Below are 21,547 nucleotides of genomic sequence, written 5' to 3'. Positions count from 1 at the left end.
TAAGAACCCGGAGCAGGAAGTGACCCTCTCCCTGCACCCACCGATTAAGGCTCTGCCCTAATAACCCGAAGTGAAACTCAAAATACAGACAAGCCCTATGGCACAAAAGACATCCGTCAACATCAAGCCGTGCAACATCGGCAGCAGCGAAGCACACAACAGGCGCACAGCGGAATACCTTGCCAATATCCGCAAGGAGAAGTTCTACATACGCACCGACCTTATGGCAAGAAACGAAACGTGGGTATCACCTGATTTCGGCGAAGCCACGCTCACCGACCGATACAATCAGATAGCCGCAATGGTCAAGGAAAAGACAGGCCGTGCAATGCAGACCAAAGACCGTGAAAGGGTGAACAAAAAGACGGGCAAGGTGACCATCGTCCGTGGCAGCACTCCGCTCAAGGAGGGCGTGGTTGTCATTAAGGAAGATACCACGATGGAGCAGTTGCAGAAATTCTGCAAGGTGTGTAACGAGCGTTGGGGTGTCACAGCCCTGCAAGTGTTCATCCACCGTGACGAGGGGTATTACGGAATACCCGGTGACAATGCCACATGGAAGCCCAACCTGCACGCCCATATCGTATGGGATTGGATGAACCACGATACGGGAAAGTCCTGCAAGCTGGACGAGAAAGCCATGAGCGAGATGCAGACCGTTTTGGCTGAGTGTCTGGAAATGGAAAGGGGCACCTCAAAGGAGCAGACGGGAAAGGAGCATCTTGAACGCGCTGACTTCATTCTTGCCAAGCAGAAGCAGGAAGCCGAACAGGTAAAGGCGGAAAAGGAAGCAGCCGAAGCCGACAGGGATGCTGCGATCCGTGAGACGGACAATGCCAAATCCGAACATGAAAAACTACAAATCGGGAACGAAGAGAAGCAGCGGCGCAGTGAGGAACTTGACAGCGAAATCGCCGAAAAGGAGGAACGTGCGCGAGAGGTTGACAGGGAGAATACGGACAGCATAAAGTCCGGCATCGCCAACTTTTTCGGCAAGGGCAAGTACGCAGCCATCGAGCAGGAGAACGAGAGACTGAAAGCCGAGAACGAGCATATCAAAGAATCGTTCCCCGATGCCGTCAGGAAAGAGGTGGCGAAGCGGACTAAAGCACTGACCGAGGCAAAGCGGGCGGTCGAACTGGAGCGTGACAGTGCTATGGCAATCGCTGACAGCTTTGAATCCGAGAGGGACACGGCACTGCGGCAGCTCCGGGAGCAGAAGACCGGGGAGCAGCATCGCATCAGCATGGCGGTAAGCCGAGCCACAGCGGAGAAGGACAAGACCATCCGCCTGCTGCAAAGTGCGCTGAAAGCAAGCAGGCATATCCTCAGCCTGTTTGCGGATATGCTCTACAAGGCCAACGAAGTATTCAGGCGAGCCATAGATGCGATTATCCATTTCGGTACGGAGCAGCACAAGTCCGTCTTTTCCCCCTCCGAAGCCGCTGACATCAAGAGCGTGATGCAGGAATATGGGGAAACGCCCGAACAGCATTCTGCTGTCGGCGCATGGCTTTGTGACTATGCGGAGAGCCGACAGCCTTTTGACGAAATAAAACATCGCCATACACTCAAAGAGGTTGGCGATGTCGCGGAGGGGAAATATGATTGGAAAATCAACTCTACACAGAGCAACGGGCTTTCACGGTGATATTCTCTTTTATAATGTAAGTAAATGCTTTTTCCCCTTTATATGTTCTTTTATTATTGAAACGGTTTCTCCTATTTTATTTTGCATCTAATTTTCTAATCTCAGTTATCATTGGGCAAACTATTGCAATGCAAATAATTAAAATACCTGATAGTAAAAACCAATGATTTACATCGATTCTATCAGCAAAGAATCCAGAAAGAATTAACCCAATTGGCATAGCAAGAGACATGATACTTCCAGTTAAAGAAAATACACGTCCTAAATATTCAGGCTTAATTTTCTCCTGAAAAAGAGCTGTTTGCACACCGCTGTAAAACGGAACCGAAAGCCCCATTATTGCACAGCAGACTACAAATATGAAAAATCCACTTTGAGGAAGTAATCCTGAAATGGTTAAGCTTATCCCCATCATAAAAATTGATGCCGTTATTAATAAGATTCGCTTTTGGTAATTCCCAAATAACCCTAATAATAGACCCCCTATCAACATACCAGAGGCATAAGCAATCTCCGTAATAGAAATATGCATCGGTGTACCATTAAAATATTCCATAGTGATTAAAGGATATAATGCATTTATGGGCATATAAACAAGCATATATAATGTTCCAACGAGTAATAAAGCAAATAATCCTTTATTTTGCCGTAGTACAGCCATTCCTTCTTTCATTTCTCTTATGAAATTTGGTTTCAAACTTTGCACTTGATCACCTAGCTTAGGAATACGTACAATTGCTACCGTAATAGATGCAATCACAGCACCCAATACATCGATGGCAATAATAGCATTTAGTTCCCAAACGGAGTATAAGAGTGCTGCAACCGCCGGACTAACAATATAGCTTATAGACTGCAAAGACTGACTATAGCCTGCACATTTCGTAAGCTGTTCTTCTGGTACTAAAAGTGGAGTAACCGCATTGAGAGCCGGGGTATGAAAAGCTGTTCCAATGCTACGGATGAACAATACTACCATAACCATCCAGATAGGTAACTCCATATACAATGCAACAATAGCTAGCACGGCCCCAGCTGCTGCGATAATTAAATCAGCACCAATCATTATCTTCTTCCTATCATGACGATCCACTAATACACCAATGGCTGGTCCAAAGACCGCATAGGGTAAAAAACCTACAAGTGAAGCCATAGACAAGACCATCGCAGATCCTGTTTTTTCTGTAAGGTAAAAAATAATCGCCATTTGCAGGATGGCACTAGTGATTAATGATACTGCCTGCCCTGCCCATATTGTATAAAACTTAAGTTTCCAATTGTTGTATTTTTCCATTTATATCTTATTTTTATGTATCCGCAAAAATATAAAAAGTGTCGTTCTTATGAAGAAAAAACGATATTAAAATAGGAATATATTAAAAATGAGCTACTTATGAGTATTTCTCATAGAACGAGGTAATGACTTGGGAATAGTCACAAATTCTGTGATGTGTGGTGTATTTCTGTCAAACAACTTTTTTTGATGCAAATGTACACAAATATAACGAACGAAAAGAAGAATAAGCATTTTTTCTTTCCATGGTATTGTGACTATGCGGAGAGACAGCCCTTTGACGAAATAAAACATCGCCATACACTCAAAGAGGTTGGCGATGTCGCGGAAGGTCGGTATGATTGGAAGATTGAGAGAGGGCGAGGTGGAGTCACCCTATAATGGTTATTGCTTTTTTATTGTAAATTCCAACTTTTGAAGTCCCTTTTTATAAACATTGGCAAGGATGAGTGCGTAACGGACTTCTTCGCCGGATTGCATGGTTTGGATAATACGGGTAAACTCATCTTCGGGAATGACGCTTTTGAACATCGGACCATGTGAATCGTTGCGTATCAAACGAATGTCATCGGTAAACGGTGAAAAGACATACGAATAAGTCGCCTGATATGACACCGTCTGAAATTTAACCCAATTCGGGTCTTCTTTGTCAAGGACATCTTCCAACCAAATACGGGCGTTGTCGTATGACGGCAGCGATGAGCCATCGCCGTAATATATATTACCATCCTTATCAACAACGAACTCCTTGCTGATTGCGTACTTCTCGAAAGGACACAAATCATGGTATTCGATATCTTCTTCCGATGTTATCTCTTCATCAACCGGAACTTCTGGTTCCGTGACAACTCTGTCCTCAAGAATACGGATAAGCGAATAAGTACGGTCGGAAGCATCCGCAGGTGGATTTGCGAGGATTGTCCGCCTTACCGAGAGATAATACTCATGTCCTCTTACATAGGTAAAGCCCTCGATGCTGTTGAATCCGAGAGGTTCCCATACTCCGGGATTATCTTCCGACATGACAAGCATACACTCGATGGGATTCTCCTTCTTGTCGTCGCCCCATGCATACATCACGCCTGTTTCTGCTGAAATCTGCATTCTAATCTCTTTGACAGAATCTTTAGGCTCATCATCGTTACTACATGCTGTTAGTCCTACCACTGCAAACATAGCCATAAGCAGTATTCCGAAAAAGTCTTTCGTATTCATTTTTATCTTTTTAATTGTTAGCTATTATAAAAATGCAAAAACTATAAAAACATTGCATCTCGAATGCAACTTTTTATTTCGTATGTCTTGAATAAAGTTGCTCCAATCCACAATCCAAATACAAAGGTAGTGAATTTCCTATCAATGACCTTCTTCGCAGAGCAAAAATCAGAGTTTTAAGACTTATTTCATACGCCATTTGTACCCCTATTGGCTCTCAATGCGCAAAACATGCTAAAAATCAATCATGTCAAGCAATTCCCCGACAATTCCTTTGTGGTTTTGACCTCATTCCGAGCGGTCATCGGCAAAGTATAAAAATGACTTCTATTTGTTAAGTTTTTGTTAAATCTTCATCTTAAACAAACCTTTTCCTTTCCCTCTTTGCTTCTTCCAAAAACGGCTTTTTCACCCTGTTTCTTATAGTGATTATTTTTGTACCGATATTTTCTTATATTACTGATAATCAGCTATAAATGCTCTCTCATATGTATTCCACATGAACAGTGTGGTACGTCAGCTGCTGGAACAGAATACGGATGTGGTCATGGTGGATACGGGTGATTCCTACGAAGGCATATGCGGATATTACAAGGGTACATACATAGCCTACTCGAAGGAGAAGCCCATTTCCATGAATCCGTTCAAGGTCACGAAGGAGGAATATGAACTTAATTTCGGTGAGAAGAAGAACTTCCTTAAATCGCTGATATTCCTGATATTCAAGGGTAACACATTTCCAACAAAGATTGAGGACATGCTGATAAACCAGACCATCGTGGAATATTACGAGGCCTATTTCAATCCGTTTGAAAAGTTCAGCGACAGTGAGCGTGAGGCATTGAGGCAGAAACTGCTGGTTGCCGCCAAGATGGAGAATGACTATGAACAGTACACGCACAGCATGGAGGACATTGACAGGCAGATAAATACGGAAGAGGTTCAGGAGAAGGCTGAAAACCGTGCCCTGCTGCTGCCTTCCGAAGTACGCCGTCTGAAGCTGATCCGACAGTGCCGATCACTGACTGCTCTGATAAATGATGAAGCGGCCACAGAATCGGAAAAGGAACGTGCACTTGCCATCATAGAAAAATATAAAAGGGAACTTTATAACAATTCCATGCTGATTAAGATTGACAGGCAGATTGACCACATGGAAGAGCAGAAGCGCAGGCTGAAGGTTCAGGAACTATCATTCAATTCCTACTATGAGTTTGCCCTGGAGCGCATTCCGCAGATTACGCAGTTGGAGAAAATCAGTTTCAATATACATGACTTTGCAGCCATACTGAAACAGTTCTACCGTGGCGGCGAGCTGGAGATGACGCTGAACTCCGACCTGGACATTAATCTGTTTGACGAGCGTTTCATTGTGTTCGAAATAGATAAAATAAAGGATGATCCGGTGCTATTCCCGATTGTGGTGCTGATTATCATGGACGTGTTCCTGCAGAAGATGCGTATCAAGAAGGGACGGAAGGCTCTTATCATCGAAGAGGCATGGAAGGCAATCGCTTCACCTACCATGGCGGAATATATAAAGTATTTGTATAAAACCGTCCGAAAGTTCCACGGAATAGCCGGTGTGGTCACACAGGAGCTTAATGACGTGATTGATTCCCCTATTGTGAAGGAGGCCATCATCAACAACTCGGATGTGAAGATTCTGCTTGACCAGACTAAGTTCAAGGACAGGTATGAAGATATTGCAGCCATTCTGGGACTCACTGACATACAGCGTCAGCAGATTTTCACTATCAATGCGCTGAACAACCATGAGGGAAGAAGCTACTTCAAGGAGGTGTGGATTTGCAGGGGACAGCACTCGGATGTGTACGGCGTAGAGGAAGCACCGGAATGTTACTGGGCATACACCACAGAACGTACCGAAAAGGAGGCACTGAAGATTTATCTTGCCCGGTACGGTACGCTGCAGGAGGCCATCACCCGTATCGAGGAAGACCGCAAGGCTGACGGAGGGCTTCTGTATCTGGAGTTTGCAAGAAAAGTCAACCAACATCAAAAAGTTATGTCACTATGGTAAAATTCAGATTCATGCTGATTGCGATACTGCTGGTATCGGCATCAGCCAATATGTCTGCTGCATGGAGAATCGTATTCGACCGCAACTGCCTGAAGATTGTCATGGCCAATACCGCTTCACAGAAACTTATCGAGGAACAGCACAACCAGCGTGTGGATACCATCGCCGCCAAGAAACAGAAGGTAGAACTCTATACGGTAAGCATGGCTACCATGAAGGAACTCTACAAGCTGAGCATGGAGAACATATCCGGTTTCGGGACTGAAAGTCTTTATTATAAGGAAATAGGTCTGTGCGCTTTGGATATTCTGCGAAATGTTCCGGTACTTGTCAGTACGGTAAACAAGGCCAAATTTTCAAACAGGCTGCTCTGTCTGAACGAACTCGGCAATCTTGTAGCGGAAACCCAGCAGCTGGTCGGCAACTTCGTCAATATTGTGAACAATGCCAGGATTCCCAATCCGTTGCAGGGACAGGCAACTGCAGAAAAAAAGGATGACGGCTACAACCTGCTGGACAGGTATGAAAGGCTGACATTGGCCAACAGCATCTATACAGACCTGAACAGGATACGCTACAAGGTGGAAGGGATGGTTCTGATGGCACAGTATGCCACTGCAAACGACCTCTTCTTTGCCATAGATCCTGAAGGATGGGCAAATGTGGTGACCATGAAGAATCATGTGGGGAATCTTGTACAGGACTGGAACGGCCTGGTTGCTTCAAATTATTAACTCTTCATATGTATGTGTCTGTCATGAAACTCAGGAATATAAGTATCATATCAACAGGTATTATAATGCTGTTGCTGCCTTTAAAGGCTTCCGCTTTCATAATACCCAAAGACCTGCCGACCATCGAAGCACTCATTGCCCTGCACAAGGCCATAAAGAAGGACGAGGACAAGGCTCTTACAAGAGTGGCCACAAGCTATGGCGAGCAGTCGCTCATTGAGAAGGGTGCGGAAAAGTTCAATGATGTCCGGACCACTCTGGATACAAGGCTGAACAATGCCTATTCGTACCTGGTACTGGCTGGTGCAATCTCTTCAACGGCCAACTCACTGTATCAGCTGGTAACGGAATACAAGAACTTTACCGGCAATACCTTCAGTCATGTATCAAAGAAGCCTTTCGTAGCATGGTATTATGCCGATGCCAACGTGGCAATATCAAGGGAGATACAACACTGCTACAGACTATATGCATCTGTAGCTGCTTCGGGTATAAACCTTATGAAGGCTTCCATGGATGAGAAACTGAATCTGGTAATGACACTGAAGGCTTCCATCGACAGGGCAAGGTACATCATAGACAATGCCAACCTGTACTGTTTCCTTGTCACGGACTGCGGATGGAAGCCGGACTATATCTGGGAGATACTGAACTCCAATGTGAAAAATGAGATAGCTGAGCGTGTAATCAATAAATGGAATCAGGGATATGCAGGTTAGAATTATGTTATTGTGCCTGTTCTGTATGGCAGTTTCAGGTACAGTCACTGTTGCCAATGCCCAAAGCATAGTAAGTGACAGTGAAAAGCAGAAGCAGTGGAAGTCTATGGAAAACGGTCCGTGGGATTTTGCTCCGGACTGGTATTACTTTTTCCTGCATAAGAAATACTCAGGTGCGGAAATGTACTGGAAATGGGACTGGTTCAATTCCGGATTCCGTGTCCGTTTCAAGGAACCAAAGTCTGATGTAAAACGTATCATGCCGGTGCGTGTGACTGCCGAAGAGACGCAGAGGCAGAAAATCAAAAAAGTGGAGAGTGAGCGCAAATATATCGAGGAACTGTATAAGGAAGAACTGGCAAGGGAGGCTGACAGAAATGTTGACCTGATGTATGCCACCTACAAGGACGAGTTCAACCGTATGCAGGACTGTATCACGGACGGACTGCTCTACTGTATGCAGAAGAGTGACGGCAAGCTCCGCTATCAGGTGGACGAACTGAGCCGCCAGAATGAAATACTCTGTGCGGATATAGCCTATATACACAAAACCGGTGTCGGTTATGGGCTGGAGAACGCCAAGCGGCAGAAGGCATACGAGGAAGCCAAATCCAGGATGGCAGAACTGGTCAACAGGACTGCGCACCTTTGTGCCGTTGCCGCTACACACTATTAGACACTCTCTATAATTGATAATAATTTAAGTAATAATATTAAACAAATAATATAGTCAATCATGAATTTACTGTTTATTCCACTGACAATAGGACTTCCGGCCATTGACGAAAGTCTGGAAAAGCTGCTGACGGCCATGGAGACATTTCCCAATGTGGCCGTTCTCGGTGATGCCGTTTCAATGGCAAAGGCTCTCGGTCTGTGTCTGGCCCTGTGTGTCGGTTCATACGAATGCTGGATGATGATGCTTGGAAGGCGTGGTATGGATGTCATGAAGCTGTTGCGCATCATCGGCATTTCCCTGTGTATTTCATCCTCTTCATGGATATGCTCGGCTCTGCAGGTTCCGGGAAAGAGTCTGGAGTCCGCTACATGGGCTATGGCAAAGGCAAAGAACAAGGAAGTGGCAGCCTTCGAGCTGAAGGTGGCACAGAAACAGAGTGAATATCTCGACAGGCTGAGAACCGTGCAGGACTCCATAGCCACGGCAAAGCAGGTGGCCGAAATCGGTCAGGATGCTGCCTGGTGGGACAAGCTTATATATAATGTGGAGAATCTGGGCTCGACCATCAACAACTACGCCCAGAGGGCTGCCGTGGCGGCTGAGACAAAGGTCAGTGAATGGATAAACGATGTAATACGCTTTGTCGGCGAACTGATTTTCCAGATGTCGTATTACGGGATGCTCGTGGCACAGAGGATTTTCATGGCCATCATGATGATATTCTGTCCGATCATGTTTGCTCTCTCGCTGGCACCGCCATGGAACTCGGCCTGGAGCCAGTGGATGTCCAAGTTCCTTTCCCTCTCGTTATGGGGATTCGTGACCTATATGTGCATCTATTATATAGACTTCATCCTTCTTTATAACCTGCAGCAGGATCTGGTGGCATACGACCATCTGCTTCATGGCTCGGTAAACTCCTGGGAACAGATCGGCGCACTGGGACTGCAGGGAATAGGCTCCAACTGTATGTATGCCATGGGTATGCTCGTGGGTGCCTATATCATACGCTTCGTTCCTGAAGTGGCTTCATGGCTGATTCCGGGAGGTGTAAGTTCAGGCACGGGTTCCGTTGCCGGTTCGGCTGCAATGGGTATCACCACTACTGCAGGTGCCATGGCCGGAGGTGCGGCAGGTTCTGCCATGAGAGGAACAGGTTCGGCTGTCAGGTCATTAGTCAAATAACTTCAAATCTTTTTACAATATGCTTATTGAATCCCTTGCACAGAAAACCAGACTGGCTATGATGACGGTATTTGCGGTAATCGGAGGCTGCACCGTCATCTGTGCCTTTACAGTCTGGTGCTGTATTTCCCTTGTCAACGAGGAAAGGCAGCAGATTTATGTACTTGACGGAGACATTCCGTTTCTTGCCGAGCGTGCACGGCTGGAAGCCAACTTCACCATGGAGGCCAAGGCGCACATACAGCTGTTCCACCAGTATTTCTTCAACTTACCGCCCGACAACGACTATATCAAATGGACGGTAGGGAAAGCAATGTATATGGCTGACGGGACTGCACTGAAACAGAAACAGGCCATGGACGAGAACGGTTTCTACTCGGACATCATTTCCTCTTCGGCTGTCTGCACCATCATGTGTGACTCCATTCAGTTTGACGTACATGAACGGAAGTTTACCTATTATGGTACGCAGCTTATCAAGCGAAGGACCAGGGACATCAGACGCTCGATGGTGACAACCGGTTACATCGAGTCCGTACCGAGGACAAGGAACAATCCGCACGGTCTGCTCATTACCGGCTGGAGGACTCTTGAAAACAGGGATTTGGACTATTGATATACGGATATTATGAAATCATTCAGAAAAAAGATACAGGAAAGCCGTCTGAAAACGCATCTGCTTGTCAGGTCGTGGTTGCAGCCCAAACTGGGTGTCATCGGAACAAGATACCGTCTGGCCGCAAGGATAAGACTGGCCAACAGATGGGCGGCTAAACATCCGAAAACGACATTCGCAGGTGTAGCGGGAACGCTGCTTCTGCTCCTTGTAAGTACCGTAGCCATAGATTCCGGCAACGGAAAACAGAGTGAACCGGATGTCAGTTCGATTGCCAATATGGAACCGGTGTTTCAGGGATTCCGTACCATCCAGGCAAACAAGGACATTCACCGCAGTGTATTGACGGACATGACGGTGAAGGGACAGTTACTGCGTCATGAACTGGACTCCATGATTGCCATACCGGTTAAGAGCCGTGAGGATTCCTTGCGGATCATCCTCAAATACCGGCAGCTGGAAAATATAGTCAAATCCATTAAAAACAATGATAACCCATGATTAAGATTAATTTCAAACAGCCCAAGTATATCTTTCCGCTGGTCATATTCGTTCCGCTGTGCGCACTGGTATACTTTGTGATGCAGACCTTCTCCGGTGGTGAGGAGACTGCCGGAACGGTAGCTACAGACCGTATCAACATGGAGCTTCCCCAGGCCAATGCCGAGGAGGCCGGAGACAAGATGTATGAGATGTCCAGACGTTTCGGTGACGAGGATGCCTTCACAGCCGTAAGCGGTATCGGGGAGGAAGAACAGAAGAAGGAGGAACTGGAACACGGCTACAGCGAGGAGGAGCTGAACCGTCTGGATGCAGCTGAAGCTGAAAGACAGCGACAGCAGAGGGAACTTGAAGAACTGGAGCGTTCCCTTGCCGAATCAAGAAAGCATATCAATGCATATGCTTACGGAAACGGTCCTTCGGAAAACAATGAAACGGGTTACAGAGGTATGGGATATTCCTCACAGGATGAATTTGCACGTGACCTTGAAGAGATTCAGCGAAGGAGCTATGAACGGCAGAAGGCCATTGAAAGCGGACTGGGTATCAAAGACCCGGAAGCAGAGGAAGAGGAAAGAAAGCACAGGGCTGATTCTATAGCTAAAGTACGTCAGGAAGAAAGGGAACGCAACCGTCCGAGTCTGGTAATCAAGTCTGATGACACCAATGCCGACAGGTTCAATACGGTTACTGCTCCGGATGAATTTGCCGAGAACAAACTGATACGTGCCATGATTGACCAGACTACAAAGGCGCATGAAGGTACACGTCTGCGGTTCAAGCTTCTGGACGATGTGACGGTAAGCGGTACAAAACTGAAAAAGGGTACTTACCTCTATGGTACAGTGACAGGTTTCGGACAGCAGCGTGTCAGGGCTTCCATAACCAGTATCCTTATCGGCGACAGATTCATCAAGGTCAAGCTGTCTGTCTTTGACAATGACGGTATGGAAGGCTTCTATGTTCCTGAATCGGCTTTCAGAGATTTTATGAAGGATGCAGGTTCCAATACAGTACAGCAGAATATCAGTTTTGAATCCAGTGACGGTTACGGTACAGGTATTTCCACGGAGGCCATTGCACTCCAGTCACTGCAGAACATGTATAACTCTGCAACTTCTGCCATATCTTCCAATATCAGAAAGAACAAGGTAAAAATCAAATACAATACCATCGTTTACCTGATAAACTCGGAGGATGCGAGATAATATATCTATACAGCAAAGAAAATTATAGTAACATTTTAATATTCCAATATGAAAACCAGAATTATTCTGATAATATGCCTTATCACAGGCATAGCCGTACATCTGTCGGCCAACGAGAAGATATACATCAACCGGGAAGTGACCACGCACATTGTAATGCCGGAGAACATCAAAATGGTGGATATTTCCACTACTAAAATTATAGGCAAGCAGTGTACAGACAATATCGTCCGTATCAAGCCTTATCTGGAGAATGATTCCATATCGTCTGAAGGTTACAGCGAAAACGAACTGCTGGGTACACTCACCATTATCGGTGAGCGTCATATTGCCCAGTATGACATTCTCTATACAGAATCACCAGATTGTGCTTCTACCATCTACAATGTATCCTACAATGAGACACAGTCCTATATCAATCCGGAGGTTTCCATGCCGATGGCCGAGATTGCACGATATGCCTGGGCTGTCTATGGAAGCAGAAGAAAATTCAACCAGATTGTATCAAACAAAAACGGAATTAGGGCATACATCAACAACATCTATTCCATCGGTGACTATTTCTTTCTGGACTATACGTTGAAGAATAAGACCAGGATTGCATACGACATCGAAGAGATAAGGGTAAAACTTACTGACAAGAAAGAGACCAAGGCAACCAATTCACAGACCATAGAGCTTACTCCAGTATTCTCCATGAACAATACCCGTAAGTTCAAAAAGGACTACAGGAACGTGCTTGTGATTCCGAAACTGACTTTCCCTGAAGAGAAGGTACTCCGTCTGGAGATTTCCGAGAACCAGATAAGCGGACGTGTGGTGGTACTCACCATCGAGTATGAGGACATTCTCAATGCGGACGGCTTCGACTCGGATATTCTGGACGGTGCCGACTATTACCCCTACTATTATATTGATCATTCCATAAAAAGATAGGCCATGAAGAAGATTCTGTTCATTCTGTTGTGCTCGGTTGCATTCATCGGTGCATCGGCACAGACCGGAAAGGTTTCCGTCAATACAGGATTCCTTTTTCCAAGTACGCTGAATGCCACTTTGGGCTATGAGTATCCGCTTTCATACGGAAATGCGGTCGAAGTATATGGTGAGGTCGGGAATCACTGGCAGAAGCCGGTATGTCACAATTTCTGGAAAGGATATTTCTGGGATGGAGGTATGGTTTACAAATACCGTCTGGCACGGTACAAGAACGGCATGATGAGCCTTCGTCTGGGGCCTCAGTTCGGTGCGGTACAGAAGAAGTTCTTCTTCGGGCTGGAGGCCGGATTTGAATACAGCTATGTGTTCCGCAGCGGACTGGAGTTCTCTGTCATACAGAAGAACAATGTGAACTTCCTGCATGGGGATACTTTCCGCAATGGTCTGCTGTTGGGTATAAAGGTTCCATTTTAGTAAATTCATATACAGGTAGAGCGTATGGCATTTGAGGAGACAAGGGAACAGCAGCAGATGTACAACTACTTCAGGAGCTGCATATATATCTTTCTGATTATTGAAATCATCATGAACCTGCCTGTTACGGCAGACAACAGGGTTACGCAGTTCGTACTCGACCTGCTGGCACGCTTCAAGGTATTCAATTCAGTATCGGGATGCAAGGTGGCCGAACTGATATGCATCTGTATTGTCTGTATCGGCACAAAGGCTGAAAAGTCCCTGAAGTTCAATGTAAGGACAATGGTCATCTATCCTGTGTTGGCCGGTCTGACACTTGTAGGGCTTTGTTTTGTATTCCACGGCATGAGTTTCGGATTCAGCTGGCTGGGATTTCCGGCCAACAGGCTTATGTATGCAGTCTGTTCGGTAGTCGGCACCATGCTGGTACATCAGGGACTGGACGGTATTGCCAAGTATTACAACTACAAGGTTGGTGAGGACCGTTTCAATTTTGAAAACGAATCGTTCCAGCAGTCTGAAACACTGGTCAGCAATGATTATTCGGTGAACATTCCAATGATATACTACTGGAAAAAGAAAATGCACAAAGGATGGATCAATATCATCAATCCGTTCCGTGGCACGATTGTACTGGGTACGCCGGGTTCGGGTAAGTCTTTCGGTATCATTGACCCGTTCATCAGGCAGCATTCAGCAAAGGGATTTGCCATGATGGTATATGACTTCAAGTTTCCGACACTTGCACAGACGCTTTTCTATCAGTACTGTAAGAACAGGAAAGCTGGTAAACTGCCTCAGAACTGCGGATTCCGTATAGTAAATTTTACCGATGTGGAATACTCCAACCGTATCAATCCGATTCAGCGGAAATATATCCCGGATCTGGCTGCCGCTTCTGAAACGGCGGCTACTCTTTTGGCCTCGCTCAACAAGGGAGGTGGAGAGAAGAAGGGCGGATCGGAAGCATTCTTCACTAATTCTGCGGAAAACTTCCTGGCTGCCATCATCTATTTCTTTGTAAACTTCCATCCGGTAGGATTCAGGAACGGCAGGAAACTGAAGCGTTTCATATCACTGGAGGGAAAGAAGCTGGAGATTGTCATACGCAACTGGGATGACTTCAATGCCATCGACAAGGACGGCAATGTGGTGCTTGACTTTGTGGATGAAAATGGTAATGACGTATCGACTGACGAGGACCGTATGTTTGTTGACCTGAACGGATACAGCTATAAGGACCGGACCGGCAGGAAGATTCTGATTCAGAGGTGCTGGTATGAGGACGAGCATGGCAATGAAGTGGAACCGGATACCGTAACCGGTGAGTTCTCGGACATGCCGCATGTGCTTTCATTCTTGGGAAAGCCATACGACCAGGTATTCAATATCCTGATGCAGGATGACAGGATTGCTTCACTGATGGCTCCGTTCAAGAGTGCATACGAGAACAAGGCCAATGACCAGCTGGAAGGTATGGTCGGTACGCTACGTGTAAATGCCGCACGCCTTGTATCTCCGGAAGCCTACTGGGTATTCACCGGGGATGATTTCGACCTGAAGATTTCTGACAAGGCTAATCCGAGCTATCTGGTAATAGCCAATGACCCGGAAAAGGAACAGGTTATCGGTTCTCTTAATGCCCTGGTTCTGAACCGACTGATTACAAGGGTGAACTCAAAGGGCAATATCCCGGTAAGCATCATAGTGGATGAGCTTCCGACACTGTACTTTCACAAGATAGACCGTCTTATCGGTACGGCACGTTCCAACAAGGTTGCCGTGACCTTAGGTTTCCAGGAGCTTCCGCAGCTGGAGGCAGATTACGGCAAGGTCGGTATGCAGAAGATTATCACCACCTGCGGTAATATCTTCATGGGTGCAGCACGAAACAAGGAGACGCTGGAGTGGGCACAGAATGATGTGTTCGGAAAGGCAAAGCAGACCTCTCGTTCCATTTCCATCAACGACCATAAGGTATCAACCACAATATCTGAGAAGATGGATTTTCTGGTTCCCGCAGCCAAGATTGCGGATATGGCAACAGGATGGCTTGCCGGACAGGCTGCACGTGACTTTACGGCTACTGATGACAGTATGCTTGACCATTTTGACATCGAGCAGTCGGAAGAATTCAAGACCACAAAGTATTTCTGCAAGACACACTTTGATATGAAGAAGATTAAGAACGAGGAAAAACACTATGTGGCTCTACCCAAAATCTATGAGTTCAAAAACGACAAAGAGAAGGAAATTTTGCTGAACCGTAACTTCAAGCGTGTGAACCAGGAAGTGGAGGATATGGTAAAGGAACTTCTCGGTATCAGTTAAATATGTAATTTATGAATATGACCTTAAAACCGGCATTCGGACTTAGCGGCAGTGCCCTGAAAGTCATAGCCATGATTTCCATGGTGATAGACCATGTTGCTCTTTATCTGATGGAGCACGGTACCGTATTATACGGAACGATGCGCTGTATCGGGCGCATCGCTTTTCCAGTGTTTGCCTTTCTGATAGCGGAAGGGTTTATTCATACCAGAAGCAGGTACAGGTATTTCTTTACCCTGCTGGGCTTTGCCGTAATCAGTGAAATACCCTGGTATCTGCTGAATGGTGCTGACAGGACACATAATGTGATGTTTACACTGGCTTTGGGTGTGGCCACGCTTATGGTTCTTGAAAATCTTCTGCAACGTAGTCTGGTACTGGGATTCTTTTGGACAATTGGCATGGCCGGACTCGCTTCTTGGCTTGGAGTGGATTATGAATGGAGAGGGATTATTGTTATCGTTATATTTTATCTTTTTAATGTATATGGTCACTCTTTCCCATATAGTAGAGGTATGCAATTTTTTTGCACATTTGTTTTGATGATGTACTACGGGGTAATTGGTGCTGTAATGGGCTGTATGGTTTTATATCTTTATAATGGTACAAGAGGGTTTGTACAGGGAAGCATAGCAAAGTATGGGTTCTATGCTTTTTACCCTGTACATCTTTTTGTTATACATTATATTAATTGTACGTATTTTTCTTGAATTTTTACCCACTATATATCTGGATTGAGCCTTAACTAGTATTTAAACATAGGTCAACTTAATTCTTTTACAGCTACTTTAATCTACTTAACTCATTAATATTAAGTAAGCAGAATCTTATCTTCATTGTTTCATCATATATTTCAGCAGAAGTATGAAAATGTCCGTAAAACCAATTGGTAAGAGGATGTTCATTCCCTACAAGCCATTCATATAGTCGGGTAAAATCTTTTCTCTCCTTATCCAAATCAGAAGTCAAATCATCATCATTAGCACAGAAATGCTCTACATCTCCTTTTGTAAATGGAGGACAAAAATCCGGAGCTGAATGAGTTATTACTGTATCAATTTTTATGCCTTCATCATTGAGAATCTGTAACTGCTCTTCATCATATCTAAACATTTCATCCTTCCAATACAAAGGTAACCTTTGTTTACCGAGAATCCGATTATAATCCATCTGGGAAAGTCTGAAACTCCTGTCTATAGATATAGCTCCACCAACACACAAGATATTATGTTTCCTAGTATGCACAATGGTATAATCCGGCAAAGTTTTCATATAAGGATAATCAATCAACTCTTTATCAAAAAACAAGGGGTCATCATGATTGCCACGTACCATAAGCAGTAGAACATTCTGTTTCTTTAACTTTCTATGTAACTTCCTTTTATAGAGTTCATCATAATACGCCAGTTTATTAAATCCGAAGCCACAGTCTCCAGCAACAATAACAGTCGCATTTTCTATTTTCTTTTGTACAATATTGAAGACAAGTGTTTCAAACTCACCATGAATATCGCCACAAACTTCAACAATGTCGTCTCTATATGATATATCAAGATATTGCATTATTAATCAAGACTAATTCATTCTAAAATAAATTCAAACACCTCCACAAATTCTTATACTGAAACATATTAGAGATCGGCAGCCTTAAAATTAAATACAGGCTTTATTACATTTTCAATATCAACAGTGTCCTTAATGTTATCCATGATTTCATGTTTTGATTTATAAACCATAGGAGACTCGTCTTTAGTATATTCTGTTACTGTTTCACTATATACATCTTCCATCGATTTTTTGAAATCCTCCAGACTTATCTCCTTAAATGCCTGACTACGGCTCATGATTCTTCCTGCACCATGAGGAGCAGAATAGTTCCAGTCTTCATTGCCTTTCCCGATACAAATCAAAGAACCGTCGCGCATGTTCAATGGTATAATACATTTTTCACCTAATCTTGCCGATATAGCACCTTTTCTGATTATATTATCATTACCAATATAATTGTGGACACTTTCAAAAGGCTGAAAATGCTCTTCATATGAAACAAGACCTTTTTCAACGATAAAATCCATAATCAGATTTACAATCAGTTTACGGTTTATCTGTGCCCAACGCTGGCAGATATGCATATCATGCAGATAGTCTTCCCGAAACTGACCTTCCAAATAACATAAATCCTGTGGTATAGTCAGTTTACAGGTCTTAAATGAGTTGTGAAGATTTCTGATTACATCCTGTAATTCACTTTTTCGTCCAGCTAGTTTGTATTCTGCAATTATACGGTTTTTCTCTTCAATCAGCTTATCCCAGCCGGACTGACATTTAATAGCCAGTTTCTGATAAATATCTGCCACCTGCTTCCCTAAATTACGGCTACCGGTATGCACTACAAGATAATAAAGACCTGATTCATCTCTGTCCAATTCTATAAAATGATTTCCACTGCCAAGCGAACCTATTGATTTGTATAGTCTGCGAACTTCCTTCAGTTCACGATAACAGCGTAACTGCAAAGTCAATTGTTTGGCTTCCTGATACAGTTCTGAATATTTTTGCGGTAATGGCAGATAGTTCTCATCCCTAAAGTCACGTCCGGAAGGAACAGCACGGAGGATATATTCATTCAAAGCATGAAAGTCGATAGGGTTATTGCAGGTAAATGGTTGAACCAACATACCACACCCTATATCCACTCCTACTATATTAGGTATCACCTTATCACCTAAGTTCCCTGTAAATCCAATCACGCATCCTGCTCCGGCATGTACATCCGGCATAATGCGAATCTTGCAGTCACTGAATACATCAATGGACAGCAGCTGTCTGATTTGTTCAATAGCAGTATCTTCTATATTGTCTGTGAATATCTTCACATCATATCCGCATATCGTCTTCATAAGAATTTTTAATTACGTTTGGTGAATATATCGATTCTGAAGATGTTTTTCTCCATATCAGGGTCATGAATCATCGTCCATTTTGTCTGAGTGTCTTTTGTCAGTTTATTCATAATATCAGCAGATACTATCATATCCAGAAATTTGCGAACTAAATCATCATTGGTATCTCTATTATAATAAATTGCCACAATCAAATTGGATATATCATCTAAAGTGTGATATTTCGTTGGAAGATTTTTCAGCAGATCACTCAATTCCACATCCAGATAATCAATATTTCCAGACAACATAAAGAAATCTATAAATTTTGTATCAGAGTAGTATCTCAAGAAACTTCTGACATCATTAAAATCAAAACAAATAAGACTGTGTTTCACTATCATATTTATAAATGAGCATACAAAACTAATTACTTTTCTGTCGGCCTCATTATATAAATCTGAAATGGTGCTGCAAGGCAAAACATCATAGTCCACAACAAAAATCCCATCTACTAATTTTCCTATTTCGTCAAGAAGCCGTAAAGCATTTTCCCTCTTCTCCAGTCCTTCGGACGAGTGAGGTAATGTGACAACAAGTAATTTTACCTTTATTTGCATGTCAACAGCTTTTTGTAGAAAAGCTCTTATACAGCCTTCTCCTGTACCTCCACCAAGGCATACTATAAAGCAGGACAGTATTTTATCGGTAATGATTTTCTCTATGCTTGGTGATATTTTCTGACACTCTGATTCTGCAAGACTTCTGTCATTTCCACTACCTAATCCATCTGCTCCTATCAGGTATTTATGCGGTAATGACAGTTCCTCCATTTCTTTTCTGTTCATACCAAACACACTTAACTCTGTATCGGTCAACTTACAAGTCTGTATTTTGTTCACTATTCTGCCGGCTCCGCCGCCAATACCAATTATTGAAATAACAGGTTTAGATTCTTTTGGAAAAACAAATGGAAATTCTAAATTATTATCCTCCATATATACTTTTCTTTATTATATCATACACAATAAACATCCTTCTTCTTAAAAGAAAATAAACTGGCAGTAACATAAATACCAAAAATGCCAATACATAAACAACAGTGCGTTGAAATACTGTAAATCCAGAAATATCAGGATGTGACAATATACTGCGTAAAGGTTTCATTATTTTAATATTTAAACAATCAGGTTGGGAACAGGAACATCCATTCGGCATCAGTTTGTGATGCCAGGACAAAGACAAGGACAAAAGCAAAGTCAAAGACCGGGTAACATTCAAACCTCATATGGTATATATTACCCGTCGTGTTTTAAGTTAAACATGTCTCAAACTAATCCTCATAAATAATGACTGATGATACTGTTCCCGTAAAGAAAGAATCGATATACATTATGACATCAGTTTCTTCCAACCTGATTTATTCTTCCAATAGGGATAACTTTTCGTATGTAGTCTGAAGTGCATTTGGAATGATAATCTTCAGTTTGGATATACGATCAGATTCCTTTATCTGCCACTCTTTATATAGTGAAAACATCCGTTTGTACTGCAATGAAGCTTTTTCCAGTTCAGACTTATATTTCTGTTGCGATTCCAGATTCAACCGGTCGGACTCCCTTTTCAATGCAAACTTGATACGGTTCAGTTCACGCTCATTCTGTCTGTGTATCTTTTGCAGTTCAAAGAAGACTTCTTCCACCTTCTCCTGGCTTACCGAAGCTGTATGAGAGTAAATCAAGGTATCCTTTCCTGTTCCGTCTGCTGTATAAGGTTTCATCGTCTTGGTTAAAAGTTCTTCTCTGGCATCCGAAAACTTTCCTCCGGGATGGATATATTTTCCTATGGTTGCGGCTATAGCTTCAAGTGTAAAATAACGGTTTCGTTCTTTCACATTCATTTCAGCAATAAGGTCTTCCGCACGTATTTCTTTCGGAAGTTCTGTCTTTTCAATAACAGGATATCCAAATAACTGACACCATTCATCAAAGGAGCATCTGTTTATTTGCTGTATCTCCCTTTCTTTGGCTTTTATGGCTTCGCGCATCCAGGCACAAAAAACATTCATTTCTGCAATTTCTTCAAGCAGCCCCTTAACTTCAGATAAACTCTTTTCATCATAACCCAGACTGACTGTCTTCCCGCTTTCGGAGAGTGAGCCTACAATATCCACCTTGGTAGTAATGAAACTCATATTCTTCAGTTTTGCTTCATTACTCAAAACTGTTTCCTGCGCAAGGTCTGCTAAATGGGATGCAGAAGTTGAAGTCAGTCCCTTTTCTGAAAAGAATACCTCATTTACTTTCTCCATAAATACTAATCCAATTTTTTAAATTCAAAATCATCTATACAGCAACATGCTTTCTTATAATCAAATCCATACAAACGCATATATGCTTCTTTAATTTCCTTTGCACCGTTATAGAACGGATCTGTTGTATGAATATCTGTAGTAACGATTACTTTCATTTCAGGAGTCAACACTGTATCGCTTGTCCTTTTAATCCGCTTCGGAGTTATTTCAAATGACCTGTCCTCCGTGTTTATAAATCCAACTGATGCCATCATGAGATTATCAAAAATCAGATTACAGAAGCACGAATCCTCAATTATATTATTTGTTAGTTCATCCATAATTAGACAAGGTGTTCTTTCATTCCAGTCTCTATACTCCTCTGGTAACCAACCTGTCCCCCAAACCCATTCTTTACCCCTACATGGGTAAGTGTCATAAGGTTCTTCGAGAAAATCATAATAAATTGCAAAGTCACCTTCATTGTCAAATTCGTATGTAAGCCATAAAACCCTTTTCTTACTACTTATCCGATAACGGAAATGCCTTATCAGGCAAGGATGTTCAAAGTATGAAAAACCATGAAAATCTATTTGTAAGGAAGGATGCAATTTTTCGACCTTTTTCCCAACCCGTTTTAAAGCTTCAGATATAGGACCTCTAAGCACTTCTTCTATAATCTCATTCTTTAATGAAATAACTGAAAGAGCCTCTTTCATGAGATTTTGATTGAAAGAGATTTCATGTAGTATCTGACTCGCAGAATTTACTTTATTCTT

19 protein-coding genes and 1 pseudogene are annotated in these 21,547 nt (G+C 43.3%); 13 read left to right on the top strand and 7 right to left on the bottom strand.

Annotated features, from left to right (window positions below; translation table 11 throughout):
* Positions 1-97: 97 nt before the first annotated feature.
* Positions 98-1,651 carry a mobilization protein gene (locus OCV82_RS09645; RefSeq protein ID WP_149874213.1) on the top strand — a complete coding sequence of 518 codons (1,554 nt, stop codon included), beginning with the start codon at positions 98-100 and terminating at the stop codon, positions 1,649-1,651.
* Between the two features lie 76 nt (positions 1,652-1,727).
* Here the strand turns inward: OCV82_RS09645 and mef(A) are convergent, their stop codons facing one another.
* Positions 1,728-2,945: a macrolide efflux MFS transporter Mef(A) gene (gene mef(A) / locus OCV82_RS09640; protein WP_118935671.1), complete on the bottom strand. Its 1,218-nt coding sequence runs from the start codon at positions 2,943-2,945 to the stop codon at positions 1,728-1,730.
* A 384-nt stretch (positions 2,946-3,329) separates the two neighbouring features.
* Complete coding sequence (locus OCV82_RS09635; protein WP_225230843.1) at positions 3,330-4,160, bottom strand: DUF4377 domain-containing protein; 831 nt, start codon at positions 4,158-4,160, stop codon at positions 3,330-3,332.
* Positions 4,161-4,653: 493 nt separating this feature from the next.
* On the opposite strand from OCV82_RS09635, the pseudogene OCV82_RS09630 reads away from it, so the two are divergent.
* From OCV82_RS09630 to OCV82_RS09575, 12 genes and pseudogenes are all read left to right on the top strand, one after another.
* Positions 4,654-6,204: pseudogene (locus OCV82_RS09630) on the top strand (TraG family conjugative transposon ATPase); the annotation flags it as partial.
* A complete protein-coding gene (locus tag OCV82_RS09625) occupies positions 6,198-6,938 on the top strand; it encodes a hypothetical protein (RefSeq protein ID WP_115648699.1) in 741 nt (246 codons plus the stop codon). The pseudogene OCV82_RS09630 and the gene OCV82_RS09625, both read left to right, overlap by 7 nt.
* A gap of 65 nt (positions 6,939-7,003) precedes the next feature.
* Positions 7,004-7,657 carry a hypothetical protein gene (locus tag OCV82_RS09620; protein WP_154044240.1) on the top strand — a complete coding sequence of 218 codons (654 nt, stop codon included), beginning with the start codon at positions 7,004-7,006 and terminating at the stop codon, positions 7,655-7,657.
* 25 nt (positions 7,658-7,682) lie between these two features.
* Positions 7,683-8,333 (top strand): DUF5045 domain-containing protein, encoded by a 651-nt coding sequence (locus OCV82_RS09615; RefSeq protein WP_007835264.1) that lies wholly within the window; start codon positions 7,683-7,685, stop codon positions 8,331-8,333.
* Between the two features lie 60 nt (positions 8,334-8,393).
* Positions 8,394-9,521, top strand: a complete 1,128-nt coding sequence (locus OCV82_RS09610) for a hypothetical protein (protein WP_115648697.1) — start codon at positions 8,394-8,396, stop codon at positions 9,519-9,521.
* A gap of 19 nt (positions 9,522-9,540) precedes the next feature.
* Positions 9,541-10,137 carry a conjugative transposon protein TraK gene (gene traK / locus OCV82_RS09605; RefSeq protein ID WP_115648696.1) on the top strand — a complete coding sequence of 199 codons (597 nt, stop codon included), beginning with the start codon at positions 9,541-9,543 and terminating at the stop codon, positions 10,135-10,137.
* A 12-nt stretch (positions 10,138-10,149) separates the two neighbouring features.
* Complete coding sequence (locus OCV82_RS09600; protein ID WP_115648695.1) at positions 10,150-10,638, top strand: hypothetical protein; 489 nt, start codon at positions 10,150-10,152, stop codon at positions 10,636-10,638.
* The gene (traM, locus tag OCV82_RS09595) at positions 10,635-11,846 is read left to right on the top strand and encodes a conjugative transposon protein TraM (protein WP_154044216.1); all 1,212 of its coding nucleotides are present in this window, start codon (positions 10,635-10,637) and stop codon (positions 11,844-11,846) included. The genes OCV82_RS09600 and traM overlap by 4 nt, the downstream gene beginning before the upstream one ends.
* Positions 11,847-11,894: 48 nt before the next feature.
* Positions 11,895-12,782, top strand: coding sequence for a conjugative transposon protein TraN (gene traN, locus OCV82_RS09590; protein WP_154044215.1), 888 nt, complete (start codon positions 11,895-11,897; stop codon positions 12,780-12,782).
* Between the two features lie 3 nt (positions 12,783-12,785).
* A complete protein-coding gene (locus OCV82_RS09585) occupies positions 12,786-13,259 on the top strand; it encodes a hypothetical protein (RefSeq protein ID WP_154044214.1) in 474 nt (157 codons plus the stop codon).
* 24 nt (positions 13,260-13,283) lie between these two features.
* Positions 13,284-15,593 carry a type IV secretory system conjugative DNA transfer family protein gene (locus OCV82_RS09580; protein WP_154044213.1) on the top strand — a complete coding sequence of 770 codons (2,310 nt, stop codon included), beginning with the start codon at positions 13,284-13,286 and terminating at the stop codon, positions 15,591-15,593.
* Positions 15,594-15,604: 11 nt separating this feature from the next.
* Positions 15,605-16,303, top strand: coding sequence for a TraX family protein (locus tag OCV82_RS09575; RefSeq protein ID WP_138273757.1), 699 nt, complete (start codon positions 15,605-15,607; stop codon positions 16,301-16,303).
* Positions 16,304-16,376: 73 nt separating this feature from the next.
* On the opposite strand, the gene OCV82_RS09570 is transcribed toward OCV82_RS09575, so the two are convergent.
* The 5 genes from OCV82_RS09570 to OCV82_RS09550 form a co-directional block, all read right to left on the bottom strand.
* Complete coding sequence (locus tag OCV82_RS09570) at positions 16,377-17,156, bottom strand: metallophosphoesterase (RefSeq protein WP_138273756.1); 780 nt, start codon at positions 17,154-17,156, stop codon at positions 16,377-16,379.
* A gap of 68 nt (positions 17,157-17,224) precedes the next feature.
* On the bottom strand, positions 17,225-18,493 hold the full coding sequence (locus OCV82_RS09565; RefSeq protein ID WP_154044212.1) for an RtcB family protein: 1,269 nt from the start codon (positions 18,491-18,493) through the stop codon (positions 17,225-17,227).
* 8 nt (positions 18,494-18,501) lie between these two features.
* Positions 18,502-19,473 carry an FtsZ/tubulin family protein gene (locus OCV82_RS09560; protein ID WP_138273754.1) on the bottom strand — a complete coding sequence of 324 codons (972 nt, stop codon included), beginning with the start codon at positions 19,471-19,473 and terminating at the stop codon, positions 18,502-18,504.
* Positions 19,474-19,895: 422 nt separating this feature from the next.
* Complete coding sequence (locus tag OCV82_RS09555) at positions 19,896-20,786, bottom strand: hypothetical protein (RefSeq protein WP_138273753.1); 891 nt, start codon at positions 20,784-20,786, stop codon at positions 19,896-19,898.
* A gap of 5 nt (positions 20,787-20,791) precedes the next feature.
* Positions 20,792-21,487 (bottom strand): DUF6140 family protein, encoded by a 696-nt coding sequence (locus OCV82_RS09550; protein WP_227236275.1) that lies wholly within the window; start codon positions 21,485-21,487, stop codon positions 20,792-20,794.
* Positions 21,488-21,547: the final 60 nt, after the last annotated feature.

The sequence above is a fragment of the Bacteroides cellulolyticus genome (assembly GCF_025567135.1).
Classification (GTDB): domain Bacteria; phylum Bacteroidota; class Bacteroidia; order Bacteroidales; family Bacteroidaceae; genus Phocaeicola; species Phocaeicola cellulolyticus.
Note: the sequence above shows the minus strand (reverse complement) of the source record. Positions and strands in the feature narration are given on the sequence as shown.